The organism is Nostoc sp. (assembly GCF_036916735.1).
Taxonomy (GTDB): domain Bacteria; phylum Cyanobacteriota; class Cyanobacteriia; order Cyanobacteriales; family Nostocaceae; genus Nostoc.
Genome location: NZ_JBALFV010000001.1, coordinates 60,255 through 76,965, shown reverse-complemented (window position 1 = coordinate 76,965; position 16,711 = coordinate 60,255). Strand labels below are relative to the sequence as shown.

The following is a 16,711-nucleotide window of genomic DNA, read 5'->3' as shown; positions in this document are numbered from 1 at the left end:
TTGCGTTGGGGATTAGAGATTGGGGACACTTCTCTTCTCTACGAGAGGCTGCGCCAACGAGACGCTTTACGTAGCTTGCTTCCCCAAAGGGGTACGACAAGCGGTAGTTGAATCTCGACTTTGCGGTAGTTGAGCGTAGCCGAAACTCGATTACCGCGTAGCCGAAACTCAGTGCATCGCTGGGGATTGAGCAGAAGAGAGGGAGTTAAAACTTAGACATTGAGCTTCAGAAGGTGAACATTGAGCTTCTGAAGGTGAACATTCAAGTTTTAACTCTCCATGCCCAATGCCCCATACCCCATACCTCATACCCCCTGCCTCAAAAAGGCTGTATCCGCAGCAAAGCTGGTAAATCTAGAGAGGCGAGGTGTTGATAAGCCTGATCTATAAATCGCTTGCCTCTGAGAAAGCCTGTGTTAGCTCCCGGACAAATGTATTTAAGAGTTTCTGGTGTAAAATTTTCTAACAATAATTGAAGGCTCTGAATTTGCCTAGGCCAGTGAAAGGTTTTAGCTGACCGTAATGGTACTGGTTTACCCTGCTGGTTAGGGAGTAAATGACGACCAGAAAACAATATTCCTCCAAGTTCATTGAAAGCGCCGCGAAACTCCATCTTCGGACTTCGTCTTACTACGCTAACGTGGGTGGAGGAGGTTGTTCCCCCCGTCGCTTGGGGCATTGGGCGAATAGCATTGGTAACTTCTTCTTCATGCCCAAAAACTCCACCCACAAGGGGGTGGAGTTTTTCATTGTAGTATAGGCAAGATGAACCGGGAGAATGACCTGGTGTCCAAATCACTTGTGTTGATGCATCAAGCGTAAATTCCTGTCTGAAGGTAGTTAAGGTTAAACCTGGTAACAAATAAGCTTCTTGCTCTTGAATCAACACTTCGCAGCTAAAGATTTGCTGAAATTCAGCAGTCTTGCCAATCGCGCCTCTATGGGTGAGAAATAACCAACGCACGCCTCCATGCGATCGCAAAAAATCTTGATTTGTTTGGTCTAGGGCAGGGCAGTCTATGAGGATATTGCCTTCATTTCTTACAATAAGATAAGAGGTTCCCCCTAATGTGTCCCGATTGGGTGAAAAAGCAAAAATGCTCTCTTGTGCGAAGTCCGATTGCAGAGAACCTGTGCTAGGAACTTCGTTAGGGAAGACAGCCCGTGGTGGCTTAGTTATATGACTTGGCACTTGAGGTAAAGGGCACATGATCAAAGAACCGAAACTGAGGAGTTGTGGACAATCTGGTTACAGTGTGGAAATTCTCAAAAATTGAATTGGGATTGGGGATTGAGAATTGGGAATTGGGAATTGAGTATTGGGAATTGAGAATTGGGAATTGGTACGCCAACCAAATCTTAAAAGAATTTCTTACCCAGTCCCCATTACCCAGTCCCCAATCTCCAATCTTCAATACCCAGTCCACTGTGAAAAAAAATTGGGATTTGAGGTCTGCCTTGTAGTTAATGCTATGGTGCTAAAGCTACTGGCCGGGCGTTTTGTCAAAATTACTGAAGATAACATGGCATTTTGGTTTCTGTTTATCCTCCTACTGGGGTTAGCTACTTATCTAATGGTGCAGCACAGCGTCGCTCAGATCACCCGGACGCCAGTATGGTTGTTGTGGCTGGTTTTAATGGCACCAGCATTACTGTTGAGTGGATGGACGCTGATGTATGGGCCGAAACAACCTCCGCCGCCAGCGCTGATTCTTTGGTCGATATTTGTCTCCACAGTATTGTACTGGACGTTGTTTCAATGGGGGCGTCGATCGCCAAGAGATACACAGGCCCAAACTCAAGCCCAAGCCTCAGAATCACAGCCGACTATCCAGCCGATCGCAGAACCAATAGTACGTCCGATTGAGCTAAAGGAAGAAACTCAACTACGAAATTGTTTTCCTTGGTCTGTATACTACGTTCAAAATATTGAGTATCGACCACAAGCCGTGATTTGCCGTGGTCAGTTGCGAACTAAGGCTAGCAACGCCTACCAGCAGATTAAGACTAATATTGAAGCACAATTTGGCGATCGCTTCTTGCTGATCTTTCAAGAAGGTATGGATAGCAAGCCTTTCTTTGTACTGGTTCCCAACACTCAAGCTGCTAAAGAGAAAAATACACCACGACGCCAACAGGAACGCTTAACTCGTCCAGGATTAGCCCTTCTACTACTAGCAGCTACTTTAGTAACTACTACCTTGGTGGGAGTGGAAATTGCTGGTGTTTCTCTTCCGCCTGTATGGCAAACTGGCTCTTTGTTTAAAGTTGTATCTAACCCAGATGTTCTATTGAAGGGATTGCCCTATGCTTTAGGGTTAATGACTATTTTGGGCATTCACGAACTTGGGCATTATTTGACAGCTAAATTTTACAAGATTCGCTCGACGTTGCCTTACTTTATTCCCATACCTTTCTTCTTGGGAACTTTTGGTGCATTTATTCAGATGCGTAGTCCCATTCCCAACCGCAAAGCTTTATTTGACATTAGTATCGCTGGACCAATTGCAGGCTTTGTGGTGACTTTGCCATTACTAATATGGGGCTTGGCTCATTCTGACGTAGTTTCCATCACTGAAAAAACCCGACTTTTAAATCCTGATGCCCTTAATCCCAAGTATTCCATTTTACTAGCGGTACTGTCTAAGTTAGCCTTGGGTAGTCACTTAACGGCAAAATCAGCCCTTGATTTGCATCCAGTTGCAGTAGCTGGTTTTTTGGGATTAATTGTTACAGCTTTAAATTTAATGCCTGTGGGACAGCTAGATGGAGGTCACATTGTCCATGCAATGTTTGGACAACGAACTGCGATCGTAATTGGTCAAATTGCTCGCTTGTTGTTGCTATTACTGGCTTTAGTAAGAGAAGAATTTTTGGTGTGGGCAATTATCTTATTATTTATGCCATTGATTGATGAACCTGCACTGAATGATGTCACTGAATTGGATAACCAACGCGATGTTTGGGGATTACTGGCAATGGCATTGTTAATTATAATTATTTTGCCATTACCACAGGCGATCGCTAACTTTTTGCAAATTTAAAAAGTTTCATTGCACAGAGAAATATATCTAAACTTTTTCCAACTATGGAATCAACCACAGCTTGGTATTTTGTGATTGAGATTAAATCACATCTGTCGTCAGGGCATAGCATTGCTGTGCCCTGCATGATTTATTTACAAATATTCTCTAACACATTACCTCATATCGTAACCAAACAAATTTGGGTCTACTTCTCCTAACTGCAACTCTGCCAAACCATACTCCGCCCATCGCCTTTCTACTATCGCTGCCACATCTGGATCAGATTCCAAAGGCGCACCCCATTCATGGTCTGTTTCCGGCGGAATCTTTGTAGTCGCATCAATTCCCATGCGTCCACCTAAACCAATCTTTTCACTAGCAAAATCTAATGTATCAAAAGGTGTATTCGGCAAAATAAAGACATCCCGCACTGGATCAACTTTGGAACTAATCGCCCACACAACTTGACGCGGATCGCGAATATTTATCTCTTTATCCACAACAATTACAAATTTGGTGTATGTAAATTGTGGTAAAGCACTCCAAAACGCTAAAGCCGCCCGTCGCGCTTGTCCCGGATATGCTTTATCAATGGAAATAATTGCCGCTTTGTAACTCAAAGCTTCCATTGGTAAAAAGAAATCGACAATTTCTGATACTTGTTGCCGCAAAATGGGCGTATAAATACGATTTAGTGCGATCGCCATCATCGCTTCTTCTTTCGGTGGACGACCGCTAAATGTTGTTAAGTAAATCGGATTTTTCCGGTGCGTCATACACTCAAACCGGATTAACGGTGAATCCTCAACCCCGCCGTAATAACCCATGTGGTCGCCAAAAGGCCCATCTGGTAAAACTTCTCCTGGTGTAATCGTTCCTTCCAAAACAAATTCTGAATCTGCGGGAACTTCCAAATCGACAGTTTTACACTTCGCTAACTGTACACCAGAACCACCGTACAATCCAGCAAACAGCCATTCTGATAAATCTACAGGGATGGGTGTGGCAGCTGCCATGATAATTAAAGGATCAACACCAAGTGCGATCGCAACTTCTAATTTCTTCCCACGCTCTGCCGCTTTTCGCAAATGTCTCGCCCCACCCCGCACCGATAACCAGTGAACGGTCATCGTATTCTGAGATTGTAGTTGCAAGCGATACACACCTACATTTGGAGTACCTGTTTGACAATCTTTGGTAATTACCAGTCCCAGCGTAATAATTTTGCCAGCATCACTAATATAAGGACGTATCAACGGCAACTTGTTTAAATCTAAATCATCACCTTGAACTACAACTTGCTGACAAGCAGGGAAAAAGTCACGTCCTGGTTTCGCTTTCACCACATCAAACAGCACTTTACCAAAATCTATTGCTTGGGAAATCTTCTTCGGCGGTTTTGGCTGTTGCAGCATACTTAGTTTTTTCCCCAGAGTTTCCAACTCTTCTGGATGCTGCATATTCATCGCCCAGCAAATCCTTTCTACAGTTCCCATCAAATTCACCGCCACCGGGAAAGAAGCGCCTTTGACGTTTTCAAACAACAACCCTGGGCCACCTTTTTGCAGCATCCGGTTAGAAATTTCAGCAATTTCTAAATCTGGGTCAACTAAAGCTGAAATTCGCCGTAATTGTCCTCTTTCTTCCAAAATTTTAATGAATCCCCGCAAGTCTCTTGCCATTGTTCTAATAAAGCTGATTATTTAAGAAGTGTGAAGCGCTTTCTTATATTATGGGGCATTGGGAATTGGGAATTGGGCACTTGTACTGCCCTTCGACTACGCTCAGGAACCGCGACTTGTACCGACTTGTGCCGAGCGACTTGTACTGAGCGTAGTCGAAGTAAGCCGAGGTAGCGACTTGTACTGAGTTCAGCCCGAGCAAAGCCGAGGGGCATGGGCAAGAGGACAAGGTGACAACGAGAATTAGGAATAAGGGGAAAGACTTGTTGCAAGTTCTAAACTTTTGCTCCCTTGTCCCCAATTCTCCCTTGCTCGCTCATTCCCTCATCTTCCCCTGCTTTCCATTCGGGGAATTGTTGGTTTTAATTAGAAATTAACCTATTTAGTAACTTTTCTTAACTGTATTTTTCAAAGTATTTAGTTATTGTATCTAGGGATATGCAATTATTTTTTATAAATAAGCGCTAACCTAATCAAACATGGCCAGAATATACTATACCTTCCTGGCAGGCGACCTTGTTATATGGCCCCTGCCGGATTTATTTGTTACAAGCTGCGACTATGCCTTACTTTTGGGTTTTTCTGAGTTTTTGTAAGTTTGCATTAGTGTAGACCAACTCAGACATGCATCATCGCCCCTAGTAATGTATATGTAACAAGTATTTTGTTAAATAGTATAAAGAATATTTTTTAAGTTGAGCAATAAATTTGATTAATTTTTGAGTAAGGATTCAGATGAAGGGTATTGACAAAGAGGATGGTTAAGGTAAAGTAGGGCAATAGCTTATTTAATTTGTCACTGTATAAATTCTGATAAGATTTATAATTTTTACTTGCAATAATCATCTACTTTTGATACTGAATCAATTTTTATAAGAGCCTTTTCTCTAATAATAAATTCACTTAAGCCTACATTTACTGGTCTCTTTGGATCAATTTTTTCCCAGTCGCTGTGTTTTCCCCAATCATAAGTATATCCAAGTTTAGTCCAAGGATAATCGTTAGTCATTAATTGGTTTAAAAACCAATTTTTATATTTATCAGAAATAATAGACATAAACCAACTGAACTCAGGAAAATTTAGTTCTGCTTCATGGTCAGTAATTTCCGGATCTGGAGTAGGTCTAAATAAATCTCTTTGTTCTACCCAAATTTGTACAACCTTACGCTTTTCTTGTTTTTCGCTATCTTCTGGAGGTAGTCCCAACAATTGATTGATTCTGTAAGATAATGTTATTTCTTTAGGAAGTGTTATTTGTCTAAAAATAGAAAGTTTGTTGCAAAAGTCTTTTAATTCTGGTGCAACTGTTACCCAAATATCTTTAGACGTTTGTTCTGAATCTTGACCGACTAGTGGTTGATATCTATCCCCGTTTGCCCAACTTGCTACTAAAAGACGACTATTAACTTTATTATCTTCCCATATAATTTTTTTATTATCTTTAGTTATTGCTGTCAAATTTTTCCATATTTTATCTTTTTCAGCAATTTTGGTGTTAGCAATTGCATAGCAGTAATATTTTGCTTCAGGGTATTTCATTTCAGGATATTTTTTATAACAATTAAAATCTGTATTTTCTGTATTGATTGGTTCTGCACTATTATCTTTTGAATAGGCTCGAGGTGAATGGGATAAAAATACATTTGTGGAACTAAAAAATATCAACGACAATATCGTTAAATGGGTAAATTTAGTTTTTTTCATGAAGACCTCGTAAAACTTAACTATTGAGATGTCAAGTAATAACTTTATATTTAGTTCTTTACTTACTCAATCAGTATTATTACGGAAAAAACATTAATTACATGTTTTATTTATAAATTACGATGGGTGTTGTTGCATAATTGGACTTTGGACACAAAAGAGTAAGTTTGCGGAAAACACATCCGAACAAACACAGGTATAAAAAAATATAGATACCAGTCCCCCACACATAGTAATATCAACGATAAAGCGTTGCTGGACAAGTACAGATGGCTATGTCTTCAATAAATTATTGATTCCGCATCCAGAACTGTCACAAACGGTTATTACTGGAGTAAATATACAAAAATTAAATAAAAAATACATTTATTCAAACAGTAAAGATATTTGCTTTAGTTAAAGACACTAAAAGGTATTCTCAATAAATCTAAAAGGTGTAAAGTTATCAAGTAATAATATTAACTTTGCCAGTGTCAATATCGTAATAAGCGCCGACAATTTTTAGTTTTCCTTCACGGAGCAATTTAACTAAAATTGTTGAGCTTTCTTGCAATTTTTCAGCTTGATATTGAATATTGGCTATAACTGCATTCTGCATATTATCACCTGTTCTTAACTTTATTGTTTCTACAGATGGTTTGATACCCTCAATAATTAAACCAATTCTGCCAGGAAGTGGTTCGTTTTTGATTGCTTCTGCTACTGCACCGCATCTTTTATGACCTAAAATTACAATCAACTGCGAACCTAAAACTGTTGTAGAATATTCCAAACTACCTATAACCGTGTCGCTGACAACATTACCAGCAACTCGCACGACAAATAAATCTCCAAGTCCTTGATCGAAGACGATTTCTGCAGGTACTCTAGAATCTGCACAACCTAATATAGCGGCAAACGGATATTGAGCTTTAGCAACTAATCGCAAATGTTCTAGTGATTGATCGGGATATTTACGTTTTTGTTGGATAAATCGTTGATTACCATCAAGCAAGAGTTTAATGGCTTCATTAGGGCTGACTGGATTTGGATTGCCTGGATGAATATCAGCAACAGCAGTTTGCTCTGTATTCCAAAAACCATCACCAAAAGCAGTAACTGCAATACCTACTACGCTGGCAAATTTTAAGAAATCACGTCGCCCTACAAATCCATTAATTCGACTCATAAATCTACCTAAAAACAACAAAGCTGTTCTCAGGAAGATATCAGACTTAAGCAAGATGTAAGAGTACCCTTTTACACGATTTAAGAGTCATTTAATCTTCAGATCGTACCATAATTTAGAACTTAAGTAGGTAGACATAATTAAATCAGTGAACAGTCAACAGTTATCAGTTATCAGGGTAACTCTCTCAGGAATTTGACACCGACTGGAACACATCACTTATTAGAAGTGGGAGACTCTGATACCCTTTGAGGCAACCGCATCATGTCAACAAAGTAATTTTGTTGTCAATAAGCTCGAAATTAGTCGCATTAATTGCTGCTTATTGACACATATTTACCGTAGGTGCAGCCCGTCGTAGATATCGCTTTGAGTCTTGCAAACTAAACCAAACGAGAAATGCCGATTTTGTTGGTTCTTAACGTTGGTTCTGATCAAGAGTAATTTAGATGTGTTTGCCCTAGATACCCTTTCACAAAAAATATGATCCGAATGTAGCTTGGGTTGAGGACGAAACCCAACACCTTAAAGTCTTATAATTGTTGGATAACACTAAAGTTCAACCCAATCTACGCATCTGTTTCATTTTTTCTGCAATTGGTATGACTCTAAGTTGAGTTACATTTTTTGACTGATAACTGATAATTATTGAAATGTTATTAGTCCATTTGTACTATTTTTTTCTGTTTGATTTCTAGCCAGTTGTGATGAAGCGGTAAGGCTTGCTCTGTTTGTTAATTGCATCCAACCCTAAAAGGGTAGTTCACAGAGCGAGCGTCAACAACTGGCCATTGGGTGGGATTTTTGAGACGGGAATTGATCCCTTGTAGAATTTTCTCAATGTCCCAGTAACCCTGTTGATATGTCAATTAAAACTGCAACAGAAAAATTTTGGATGCCAAATTGCCGAAAGCACTCAATCAATTTTGATTGGGTAAACATAGGAGTTTTTATACCATGAGAAAATGTTTCAGGTTCGCTCTGGAGCGGCCTTGCAGGATTTGTTGTGACTCAGCAGTATATTAAAAACTGATGCAGAGCTTTATATATAGTAAGTTCAGTAAGCCTTACTGTTGAATCGGGGTTCTACCCAATCTAGTTAATTTGTATTTTGGTGATTTTTTCCTGAATGAATGTCCTGTTTTACCTTTTTACTTGCTGTAGATGTGATTAGAAACGCAAGGATTATTGGGGAGAATTCTTTGAGCATCGAAAACGACGGTCGCGGCAGTGGCAGGAATTGTTATAGCTTTTGTATTAGTTTATAGATAGCGTAGGCGCAGCCCGCCTTAGACATCGCTATCGCCTGGTGAAGTTTCCTTATTAAAGTGGTTTTATGTTGAATGGGGGCAAGAGTGATAAAGAGGATTAATGTCTTTTACCTGCTCCCAGATATAGCTCACCCACTTTAGGATCGTTCAACAGTTCTTGACCTGGCCCTGAGATAGCATCGCGTCCTGACTCCAGTACATAGCCGCGATTAGCCATCTCTAGTGCCTTACGGGCATTTTGTTCCACCAATACGATCGCAGTACCTGCCTGATTAATTTGTTTAATCTGCTCAAACACTTGTGTCACCAAAATCGGGGACAAAGCAGCAGATGGTTCATCCAAAATCAGCAAACTAGGTTCCAACATCAAAGCTTTGCCCATCGCTAGCATCTGGCGTTCTCCTCCAGAGAGAGTACCAGCGCGTTGACGACGGCGATCGCTTAGTCTGGGGAACATAGCAAATATTTTATCTTTAATTGGTTTCAAGGGAACGTTAAGCACAAAAGCACCCATCTCCAAGTTCTCTTCAACACTAAGGGAGGGGAAAACATTGGCGATTTGCGGTACGTAACACATTCCTCGCTGAACTATTTCATTGGACTTTAGCCCCACCATATTTTCACCTTTGAAGGTAATTGTGCCTGTGTGCGGGATCAAAAGTCCAAAAATTGCTTTTGCTAAAGTAGATTTACCAGCACCATTGGGGCCAATCACAGTTACCAATTCACCTATTGCAACGCGGAAATTTACACCTTGCAAGATATCTACATCTTTGATGTATCCAGCGTGGACATTTTGGACATCTAGTAAATAGTCATTTGTCATTTGTCATTTGTCACTTGTACTGAACGACTTGTGCCGAGCAAAGCCGAGGTAAGCCGAAGTATTTGTCACTTGTCGTTTGTCATTGGTCAACAGTCAAGTTAAAAATAGCTATGACTGTTGACTATAGACTATTAAGGAGTTTTTTGTAACTCCGGTCGTTCTTCTGCAAGAATTGCCCCTTCTACTGGGCAAACTTGGAGACATATACCACAGTCAATGCAAGTGGCAAAGTCAATCCAGTACCAATCAGTTCCCTTGGCATTTTTGCCTGGCCCATCATGAATACAAGCTACTGGACAGGCATCTACGCAGTCAGCGACACCTTCACAGACTTCTGTAACAATCGTGTGCGGCATATTCTCGATTCCCTCTTTTCTGTATCGGCTATTTCTAGCCTAGCAGGGGAGTCAGGAGTGAGGAGTAGGGATTGGGGACTGGGGACTGAGAATAACCGATGCCCCATGCCGCCCAATTTCCAGTTTCCAATTCCTACTAAAGCAATGATTCAATTTCTGGGGAGCCATCAGCTTTCATCCAAGCAATTTGGGCAATGCCGCGATCGCTTGCATATTGGCGAATAGCGTCTGCATCCCTTCCCCCTAAATCAATTTCTACCCGCACCAAATCAGTAGAATCTCTCAGTTTTTGCGCGTAGGCAAAGGCAAAGGCGTTAGCACTAGCCGTCTCTGGTACTACCAACCAGTCACTGGCTGGAGTGACTTGTGGTAATTGCTGAGTAGACAACAGAACTTGGTATAAATCTTCAATACTTAATCCAAAACCAATACCGGGAATGTTTTCTCCTTGGGGATGATATAGCCCCAAAAGCTGGTCGTAGCGACCACCGCGCCCTAAAACTCTGGCTTGGGATTCGGTATCGTTGACAACTTCAAAGACGATACCTGTGTAGTAATCTATGGTCTGGATGAGGCTAAGGTCGAGGATTAAGGGAAATTTTTTCTCTGATTCGAGTAATTCTACTAGGGATTTGAGGTTATTTACTGCCTCTCGCTGTTCTTCGTCTAAATCCAAACTACTAACTTTTTGCAACACGTCTGCGCTGGGCCCACGCAAATCCAGCATGGTTCGGGCGCGATCGCGTAGTTTATCACTTAGGGGTAAAGTATCTATGGTAATGCGGTCAAGATGAGCGATCGCACTGCGAACTTTATCCTGTAAATTAGCAGGAAAGGCACTCAGGAGCGATCGGGTAATTCCCGCTTCACCTAAAATTAAATGCCATTCTCGCAACCCTAGTGCTGCTAAACAATCTGCTACTAAAAGTAATACTTCCGCATTCGCCAACAATCCACCAGTACCTAATAATTCCACTCCAGCTTGATAAAACTCTTGCTGGCGATTATGCCTATCCCAAGTGCGGCGAAACACATTAGCGTTATAGTACAACCGTTGCGGATAGGTTGCATTTGCCATACGAGTGACAACCGTGCGAGCAATGGATGCTGTTAATTCTGGACGTAACCCTAATTCATCATCTTCGCCATTTTGTAGTTGAATCACCATCTGGCGCTGGATTGCTTCCCCCGCCATCAGAGTATCCATCCGCTCTAAAGTCGAGGTGATAATCCTGTGATATCCCCAACGGTGAAACACCTGCTGTAATCTATCTTCAATCCAGCGTTTTTTTTCCACATCCAAGGGCAATAAATCCCTGGCTCCTGCTGCTGGTTGATACACCATTATTTTTTCTTCCCACCAAACAAACCACCGAACAAACCACCACTACCAGATTTATCTGGTTGCTTATCTCCATTATTGGCGGATGAAGTCACCTTATGATCACTAGGTTGTTGTCCTAGAGCTTTATCGATTTTAGGTTTCCATTGCAGAGCCGCTTCGTCATTGGGGTCTAATTTGAGAGCATTGTCGAAGTGGATTTTTGCCATTTTTAGCTGATTTTGCTTCAAATACACCATTGCAATTAAGCTATGACACCGACTATTTTTAGGTTCTAGCTTTAGAGCCTCTTGCAACTCTACTTTGGCTTGGGCGAATTGGTTTTTGTCAATCAAAGATTGAGCGCGGCGAACATACTGTTCTACAATCAAGTCTTCTTTTGTTGGCGGGGGTGGTGTAGTTTTTGGTGTATTTGACTGAGGCGTACCTGATTCGACTTTGGGTTGAGCAGGTGACCGCAGCGCTGCGGATGGTTTGCTTGCACTCCGCATTAAATACACTAAATTCAACTCACTAACTTGGGCAATGACTTGCAGCGCTTGCTCTAAAGAATCATATTGGGTTTCGCCGATTTTAGCGATCGCACTTCTATAGAAATGATCAAGATTAGGCGTTTGGGCTAACTGTCTAGCTAATTCGGTGTTGAGAGTCACCGAAGTCGATTCTTGTATCAGGCGCTTGCCAATTTGCGACAAAATTAAAATATATTCCGTGCGAGTGCGATCGCCACACAGTTTTTCGTAAGCTGGGTTAACTAGCTTTGATAAAAATTCGTTCCCTAGCTCTTTTTGACTAGCACTTTCAGTAAAACTACTGTCCGGGTGCAAACGGCGGGCGATTTTGAGATAGCGTTTCCGAATTTCTTTGACATCCGCATCCACTGGAACGCACAAAACTGCGTGATGATCTATGAAATCATATTTAAATAGTCCACGATCTATTTTGAAAGACATATAGAGGTTTTGCACCAAAGCAGCAATTAGATTCTTTTTAGTTTACCCAAAGTCGCAGGGAAAGCTCCCACCTGCTAAACCTATGCTGACAGTGGTGGAACTTGTAAAAGTTCGTTACTGAGGGAGCCGTGAATATAACCATTTGTGGCGAGAATTCTACCTGACTCAATTTTGACGGGAGTACCATCGTAGGCGGTGACTTTACCCCCAGCCTCTTGTAACAAAATTATCCCGGCGGCAATATCCCAAGGAGAAAGTCCTCGTTCCCAGTAGCCATCGACACGTCCACAGGCGACATAAGCCAAATCTAGCGATGCGGAACCGCTACGTCTGACTCCTTGAGTTAGATGAGTCAGATGATTAAATTCTGCGTAGTTGTTATCAGAGGTTTCGCGGCGATCATAAGCAAATCCTGTCACTAGTAAGCTTTTATTCAGTTCCGATGTTACCGAAACCTTAATCGGGCGACGGTTACGGGTTGCTCCTAAGCCAGCAGCAGCACGGAATAGCTCATTATGGAAAGGGTCATAAATTACACCAATTTGCGAAACGCCATTAATTAACAGTCCAATAGAAACAGCAAAAAATGGGTATTGATGAGCATAGTTGGTTGTGCCATCTAGGGGATCTATTGCCCAAAGGTATTCATTCTCTTGATTACCTAATTTCCCTGATTCTTCAGCAAGGATAGAGTGATCGGGAAAGTGGCGACGCAAAATTTCTAAAATCACCTCTTCTGAGGCTTTATCAGCAGCAGTGACTAAATCGCCAGGGCGACCTTTTTCAATAATTGCGTCTTCTAATTTACCTAAATAACCTTGCAAAACCACACCAGCAGCTAAGGCAGCTTCAGTAGCAATATCTAGAAAAATTTGTAGATTAGTCATTGGGTATTGGGCATTGGGCATTGAGCACTTGTACTGAGCGTATCGCTAAAGCGAAAGCTCCGCTAACACGTAGCGTCTCCAAGAGTTGCCGAAGTATTGGGCACTTGTACTGAGCGGAGCCGAAGTATTGGGCACTTGTACTGAGTTTACGGTGAGCGTAGTCGAACTGCGACTTGCTCTGAGCTTAGTGGTAAAGCCTGCGGCATAGCTACGCTTAACACGTAGCGTCCCGTAGGGAAGGGAGTCGAAGTATTGGGCATTGGGGACAAGGGGAAAAACTTGTTGCAAGTTCTAACTTTTGTTACCTTGTCTTTTTGTCCTCTTGTCTCCCCTGCTCCCTTGCTCCCCATTCTTCAAAGATTTTGACGGCGAAACTCGGCGGGAGTGAGGTGCATGGGTTTTTCTGGGTTCCAGATTCCTTGACCCATGAGTCTAGCCCATTGTTGGGCACGTTCTAAACGCTGGTCATATTTGTGGTTAGGCGATCGCGCAACAAACATTGCATTCCCTTGTTTCACTAATTCCTCATTCAACAACACCTTATTTTTCCACACATAAGCTAGAGTTCGCCCGATTTTATCTTTTGTTTCTAAATCAAACTCCAGCGTTACCGATTGTTCTGCACCTCCAATTAGATTCTCTAACTGTTCTTTTGCTGCTTCCCCCCAAGGTCGCTGTCGCAAATCTGGTGCATCAATAGCAACTAATCGCACTTGGGAAATTAAGTTTGGTTGTTCAGCCATGCCTACCACTTCTAAACTTTGCCCACTAACTATCCGCGCTACTTTTACCTGAGCCTCATTTTTTGGCAGTTGGTTTTTACCTTGGCAACTAACCAAGAGCAATAAGCAAGCCAAAATCGCTATTTTTCGTACCCAATCACCAAGACGCATAAGTATTGCAACTTCTTCTATGGTTGCCATTGCGCGATCAGTGATTTTGAATAAAAGAAGCAGGAGGAATAATGTCTTTTGCCTCGTGCTACAACTAGAGGTAGCTTGGGTTTGAATCCCCCACTTTTTCAATCGACTCTCGCTCAGGTGGGGTTGATTAACAAAACCTCTTACCTTCTGCCTCACCTCGACTGCACTCAACGACCACTTGCCTCCTGCCTTATTCAATTGTTTATTCCTCATCTAACGGTAAACCCGCTTTCACTTTCCCCCTAGCAAAATACCGTCCAAACTGGAGTTCATAGACTTCATCTTCGTCTTGTGTCTCCACCTCCAAGTCAGAACGGGGGTAACTCACACACAACAAGGCATAACCTTGCTGACGTAAATGTGGCGACAATCCGATCGCCTCCGGTTGGTAAATTTCTCCCGATAAAACTCTCACCGCACAAGTGGTGCAAGCCCCGTTACGGCAGGAAAACGGCAGTTCTACCCCTTGTTTTTCGCCAGAGTGCAGGATGTAGCGGTCTTCTGGGACTTGTAAGGCGTGGGTTTTGCCAGTGGCGCGATCGCGAACTCTAATTGTGTATGTACGGGACATCTGGATTTGCGTTTTGGAATTGGAACTTTTAGATTCTCTATATTAGTTTTTCCATTTCAGTGCGTTTACTACCTCATGCGTAGGCATAGCCCGCACTTCGACTGCGCTCAGTGACCGTTGTAGACATCGCCTGTTCACGTTCAGCGCGAGTAGTAATTTTTAATGGCTCAACCACCTTGATTTTATATGGCTCTGCGCTCTTAAGGGGCACACCACTGAGCTATTAGTTCAATTCGTGCTTGCTGGATTAATTCCAAAACTTGTGATTGATTACAACCATAGATAGATGCTAACAATTCCTCACCTTGTTTTTTTGCATCGTCGGCTGATGCACCAAAGCTCATGATTTCTTCGTCTTGATTGGCAGTAATTCTCTCAACTGGGATGATACAGATATATTGCGGTTTATCATGTCTTATTTGTTGCACCATTGTTTTCCTGCCATTTCACTGTTAAATGTGTCTATTTTTAAGTTTAGATAAATCACGAGTAAAAGCGAAACAAAGTCAATACTTAAGTAGTTTGGGAATTTAAAACACTCACTTTTATACCTGATTAAGAAAACGTTAAGAATTCTCTCAAAATCACCAAATTGTTCAGTGTAAACAGTTACGTATGGGACAATCAAGTTAAGCATCAAAAAATTTTTTTTTGTAAATTTTTGTTCGTTTTTTAGATTTCAGTAATGGGTTGAGACCCATGTATTGGCACTCACTGCATGAATTAATTTAAATCTCTGTTGATTAATCTCTGGCAAGTTTAATAAAAATTGGAGGTTATAAAATGGCAATTCGGAATAACTTAGTTACCAATTTCTGGCAAAAAGTACAAAAAGATTCAGTTAGTTGGGGATCGTTAGCTCTTTGGATCAGTGGATTAGTTGTTCTATTAGTAATGCTTACCATGTTTTCTAACGCTTAATTTCAGCAAGTTGATTCTAGTTCCTGGGCAGCAGCCTGGGAACTAACATAGGGTAGACTTTCATCCCTAGAAAACTCAAATTATGAACTGCAAACTTCTGACAACAGCCGTGGTGCTAGCTATTACTAGCTTTGTTACCCCTGTTAAATCTCAAGAACCTACTACCGACACTTCAGTAAAATCGAATCAAGTTTTGAATGCTTGTGTTCAGAATCAAGCAGAAACTTTACCGAATCCCTTTAGTGACGTGCCATCAGACCATTGGGCTTTCAAGGCGGTTATGACTATGCACTACTGCGGTGCTTTCCGCAAAGCTACGCCACCAGCTTTATTTCAAAAATTGCAACCAACTAATAGCCAGCAGCAACCGCAGAAAGAACCGCAGTTTCAAAAATAGGTGTTGCTGACTAAAAATATAAAAGTTTGAGTAGCAAAAGCTGCTGATTGAAATTTTGATGGATATTGAGATGAAGAAAATTGTGGTAAATGTAAAAAGTTTACTATTCGGTATCTAATGGTATTTTCGCCTTTTGAAACACCTGCTCAACAGTAAATTCCAATCCTATAAATAAAGAATCTTTGAGTAATTCTTCTCCCATATAAGTTTGTGGTGCTGCATCTGGATAAAAAACAGTAATACTTCTGGCTTTACTATCTAATACCCATACCCGCAACACCTTCACATCTAAATAGTCTTTGGCTTTAGCTGCCATTTGTCCAAAGGTTTGTCCTGGGGAAATAATCTCAATCACTAAATCAGGAGGAACAGGACAAGCTTCGTTTTCATCCCAGTTGGCGGGTAAACGTTCATAAGAAATGTACAAAATATCAGGAATTGGCATCCAATCTTGTCCCCGACGGGTTAATGCAACAGCCCATTCCGGGCAAACTTCTCCTTTTCCCTCACACGATTGCTCAATCAAATTCAGAAGGACACGGGTAAGTTTTGCGTGAAAAAACTTTGGTGACATTTTAGGAATTGCTTGACCATCAAAAAGCTCATAAGTTATATCTCCCTCACCTGGTGGAAGATTTAGGAACTCTTGCAAAGTTAATTGATTTTTGGCTTGGAGTATCATG

General features: G+C 41.5%; 17 protein-coding genes. 3 read left to right on the top strand and 14 right to left on the bottom strand.

The genetic code is table 11. The annotated features are described in order from the left end of the window. Positions 1-319: 319 nt before the first annotated feature. Positions 320-1,210: an MBL fold metallo-hydrolase gene (locus V7L20_RS00365; protein WP_334742147.1), complete on the bottom strand. Its 891-nt coding sequence runs from the start codon at positions 1,208-1,210 to the stop codon at positions 320-322. A 26-nt stretch (positions 1,211-1,236) separates the two neighbouring features. Between V7L20_RS00365 and V7L20_RS00360 the strand changes: the two genes are divergently transcribed. Next, positions 1,237-1,464 (top strand): hypothetical protein, encoded by a 228-nt coding sequence (locus tag V7L20_RS00360; RefSeq protein WP_334742146.1) that lies wholly within the window; start codon positions 1,237-1,239, stop codon positions 1,462-1,464. Positions 1,465-1,523: 59 nt separating this feature from the next. Beyond that, positions 1,524-3,044, top strand: coding sequence for a site-2 protease family protein (locus V7L20_RS00355; RefSeq protein ID WP_334742263.1), 1,521 nt, complete (start codon positions 1,524-1,526; stop codon positions 3,042-3,044). Between the two features lie 155 nt (positions 3,045-3,199). Here V7L20_RS00355 and V7L20_RS00350 read toward each other — a convergent pair whose 3' ends face one another. The 12 genes from V7L20_RS00350 to V7L20_RS00295 form a co-directional block, all read right to left on the bottom strand. Next, complete coding sequence (locus tag V7L20_RS00350; protein ID WP_334742145.1) at positions 3,200-4,708, bottom strand: UbiD family decarboxylase; 1,509 nt, start codon at positions 4,706-4,708, stop codon at positions 3,200-3,202. 829 nt (positions 4,709-5,537) lie between these two features. Beyond that, positions 5,538-6,413 (bottom strand): hypothetical protein, encoded by an 876-nt coding sequence (locus tag V7L20_RS00345; RefSeq protein WP_334742144.1) that lies wholly within the window; start codon positions 6,411-6,413, stop codon positions 5,538-5,540. A gap of 445 nt (positions 6,414-6,858) precedes the next feature. After that, positions 6,859-7,581: a carbonic anhydrase gene (locus tag V7L20_RS00340; RefSeq protein ID WP_334742143.1), complete on the bottom strand. Its 723-nt coding sequence runs from the start codon at positions 7,579-7,581 to the stop codon at positions 6,859-6,861. Between the two features lie 1,368 nt (positions 7,582-8,949). Beyond that, a complete protein-coding gene (locus tag V7L20_RS00335; protein ID WP_334742142.1) occupies positions 8,950-9,678 on the bottom strand; it encodes an ABC transporter ATP-binding protein in 729 nt (242 codons plus the stop codon). Positions 9,679-9,809: 131 nt separating this feature from the next. Continuing rightward, positions 9,810-10,034 carry an indolepyruvate ferredoxin oxidoreductase subunit alpha gene (locus tag V7L20_RS00330; RefSeq protein ID WP_012407913.1) on the bottom strand — a complete coding sequence of 75 codons (225 nt, stop codon included), beginning with the start codon at positions 10,032-10,034 and terminating at the stop codon, positions 9,810-9,812. 136 nt (positions 10,035-10,170) lie between these two features. Further along, positions 10,171-11,379 (bottom strand): ATP phosphoribosyltransferase regulatory subunit, encoded by a 1,209-nt coding sequence (locus tag V7L20_RS00325; protein ID WP_334742141.1) that lies wholly within the window; start codon positions 11,377-11,379, stop codon positions 10,171-10,173. After that, positions 11,379-12,329, bottom strand: a complete 951-nt coding sequence (locus tag V7L20_RS00320; protein WP_334742140.1) for a J domain-containing protein — start codon at positions 12,327-12,329, stop codon at positions 11,379-11,381. Before V7L20_RS00320 ends, V7L20_RS00325 begins: the two co-directional genes overlap by 1 nt. An 80-nt stretch (positions 12,330-12,409) precedes the next feature. Further along, positions 12,410-13,216, bottom strand: a complete 807-nt coding sequence (locus tag V7L20_RS00315; protein WP_334742139.1) for an inositol monophosphatase family protein — start codon at positions 13,214-13,216, stop codon at positions 12,410-12,412. A gap of 45 nt (positions 13,217-13,261) precedes the next feature. Beyond that, on the bottom strand, positions 13,262-13,504 hold the full coding sequence (locus tag V7L20_RS00310; protein WP_334742138.1) for a hypothetical protein: 243 nt from the start codon (positions 13,502-13,504) through the stop codon (positions 13,262-13,264). 65 nt (positions 13,505-13,569) lie between these two features. Further along, on the bottom strand, positions 13,570-14,139 hold the full coding sequence (locus V7L20_RS00305) for a thermonuclease family protein (RefSeq protein WP_334742262.1): 570 nt from the start codon (positions 14,137-14,139) through the stop codon (positions 13,570-13,572). 202 nt (positions 14,140-14,341) lie between these two features. Beyond that, entirely contained in the window at positions 14,342-14,710 is a 369-nt protein-coding gene (locus V7L20_RS00300) for a 2Fe-2S iron-sulfur cluster-binding protein (protein WP_334742137.1), read from the bottom strand. A gap of 200 nt (positions 14,711-14,910) precedes the next feature. Next, positions 14,911-15,141, bottom strand: a complete 231-nt coding sequence (locus tag V7L20_RS00295) for a hypothetical protein (RefSeq protein ID WP_334742136.1) — start codon at positions 15,139-15,141, stop codon at positions 14,911-14,913. A 572-nt stretch (positions 15,142-15,713) separates the two neighbouring features. Here V7L20_RS00295 and V7L20_RS00290 point away from each other — a divergent pair. Then, a complete protein-coding gene (locus V7L20_RS00290) occupies positions 15,714-16,028 on the top strand; it encodes an S-layer protein (RefSeq protein ID WP_334742135.1) in 315 nt (104 codons plus the stop codon). 103 nt (positions 16,029-16,131) lie between these two features. On the opposite strand, the gene V7L20_RS00285 is transcribed toward V7L20_RS00290, so the two are convergent. Next, positions 16,132-16,710 (bottom strand): Uma2 family endonuclease, encoded by a 579-nt coding sequence (locus tag V7L20_RS00285; protein ID WP_334742134.1) that lies wholly within the window; start codon positions 16,708-16,710, stop codon positions 16,132-16,134. Between the last annotated feature and the right edge of the window lies 1 nt (position 16,711).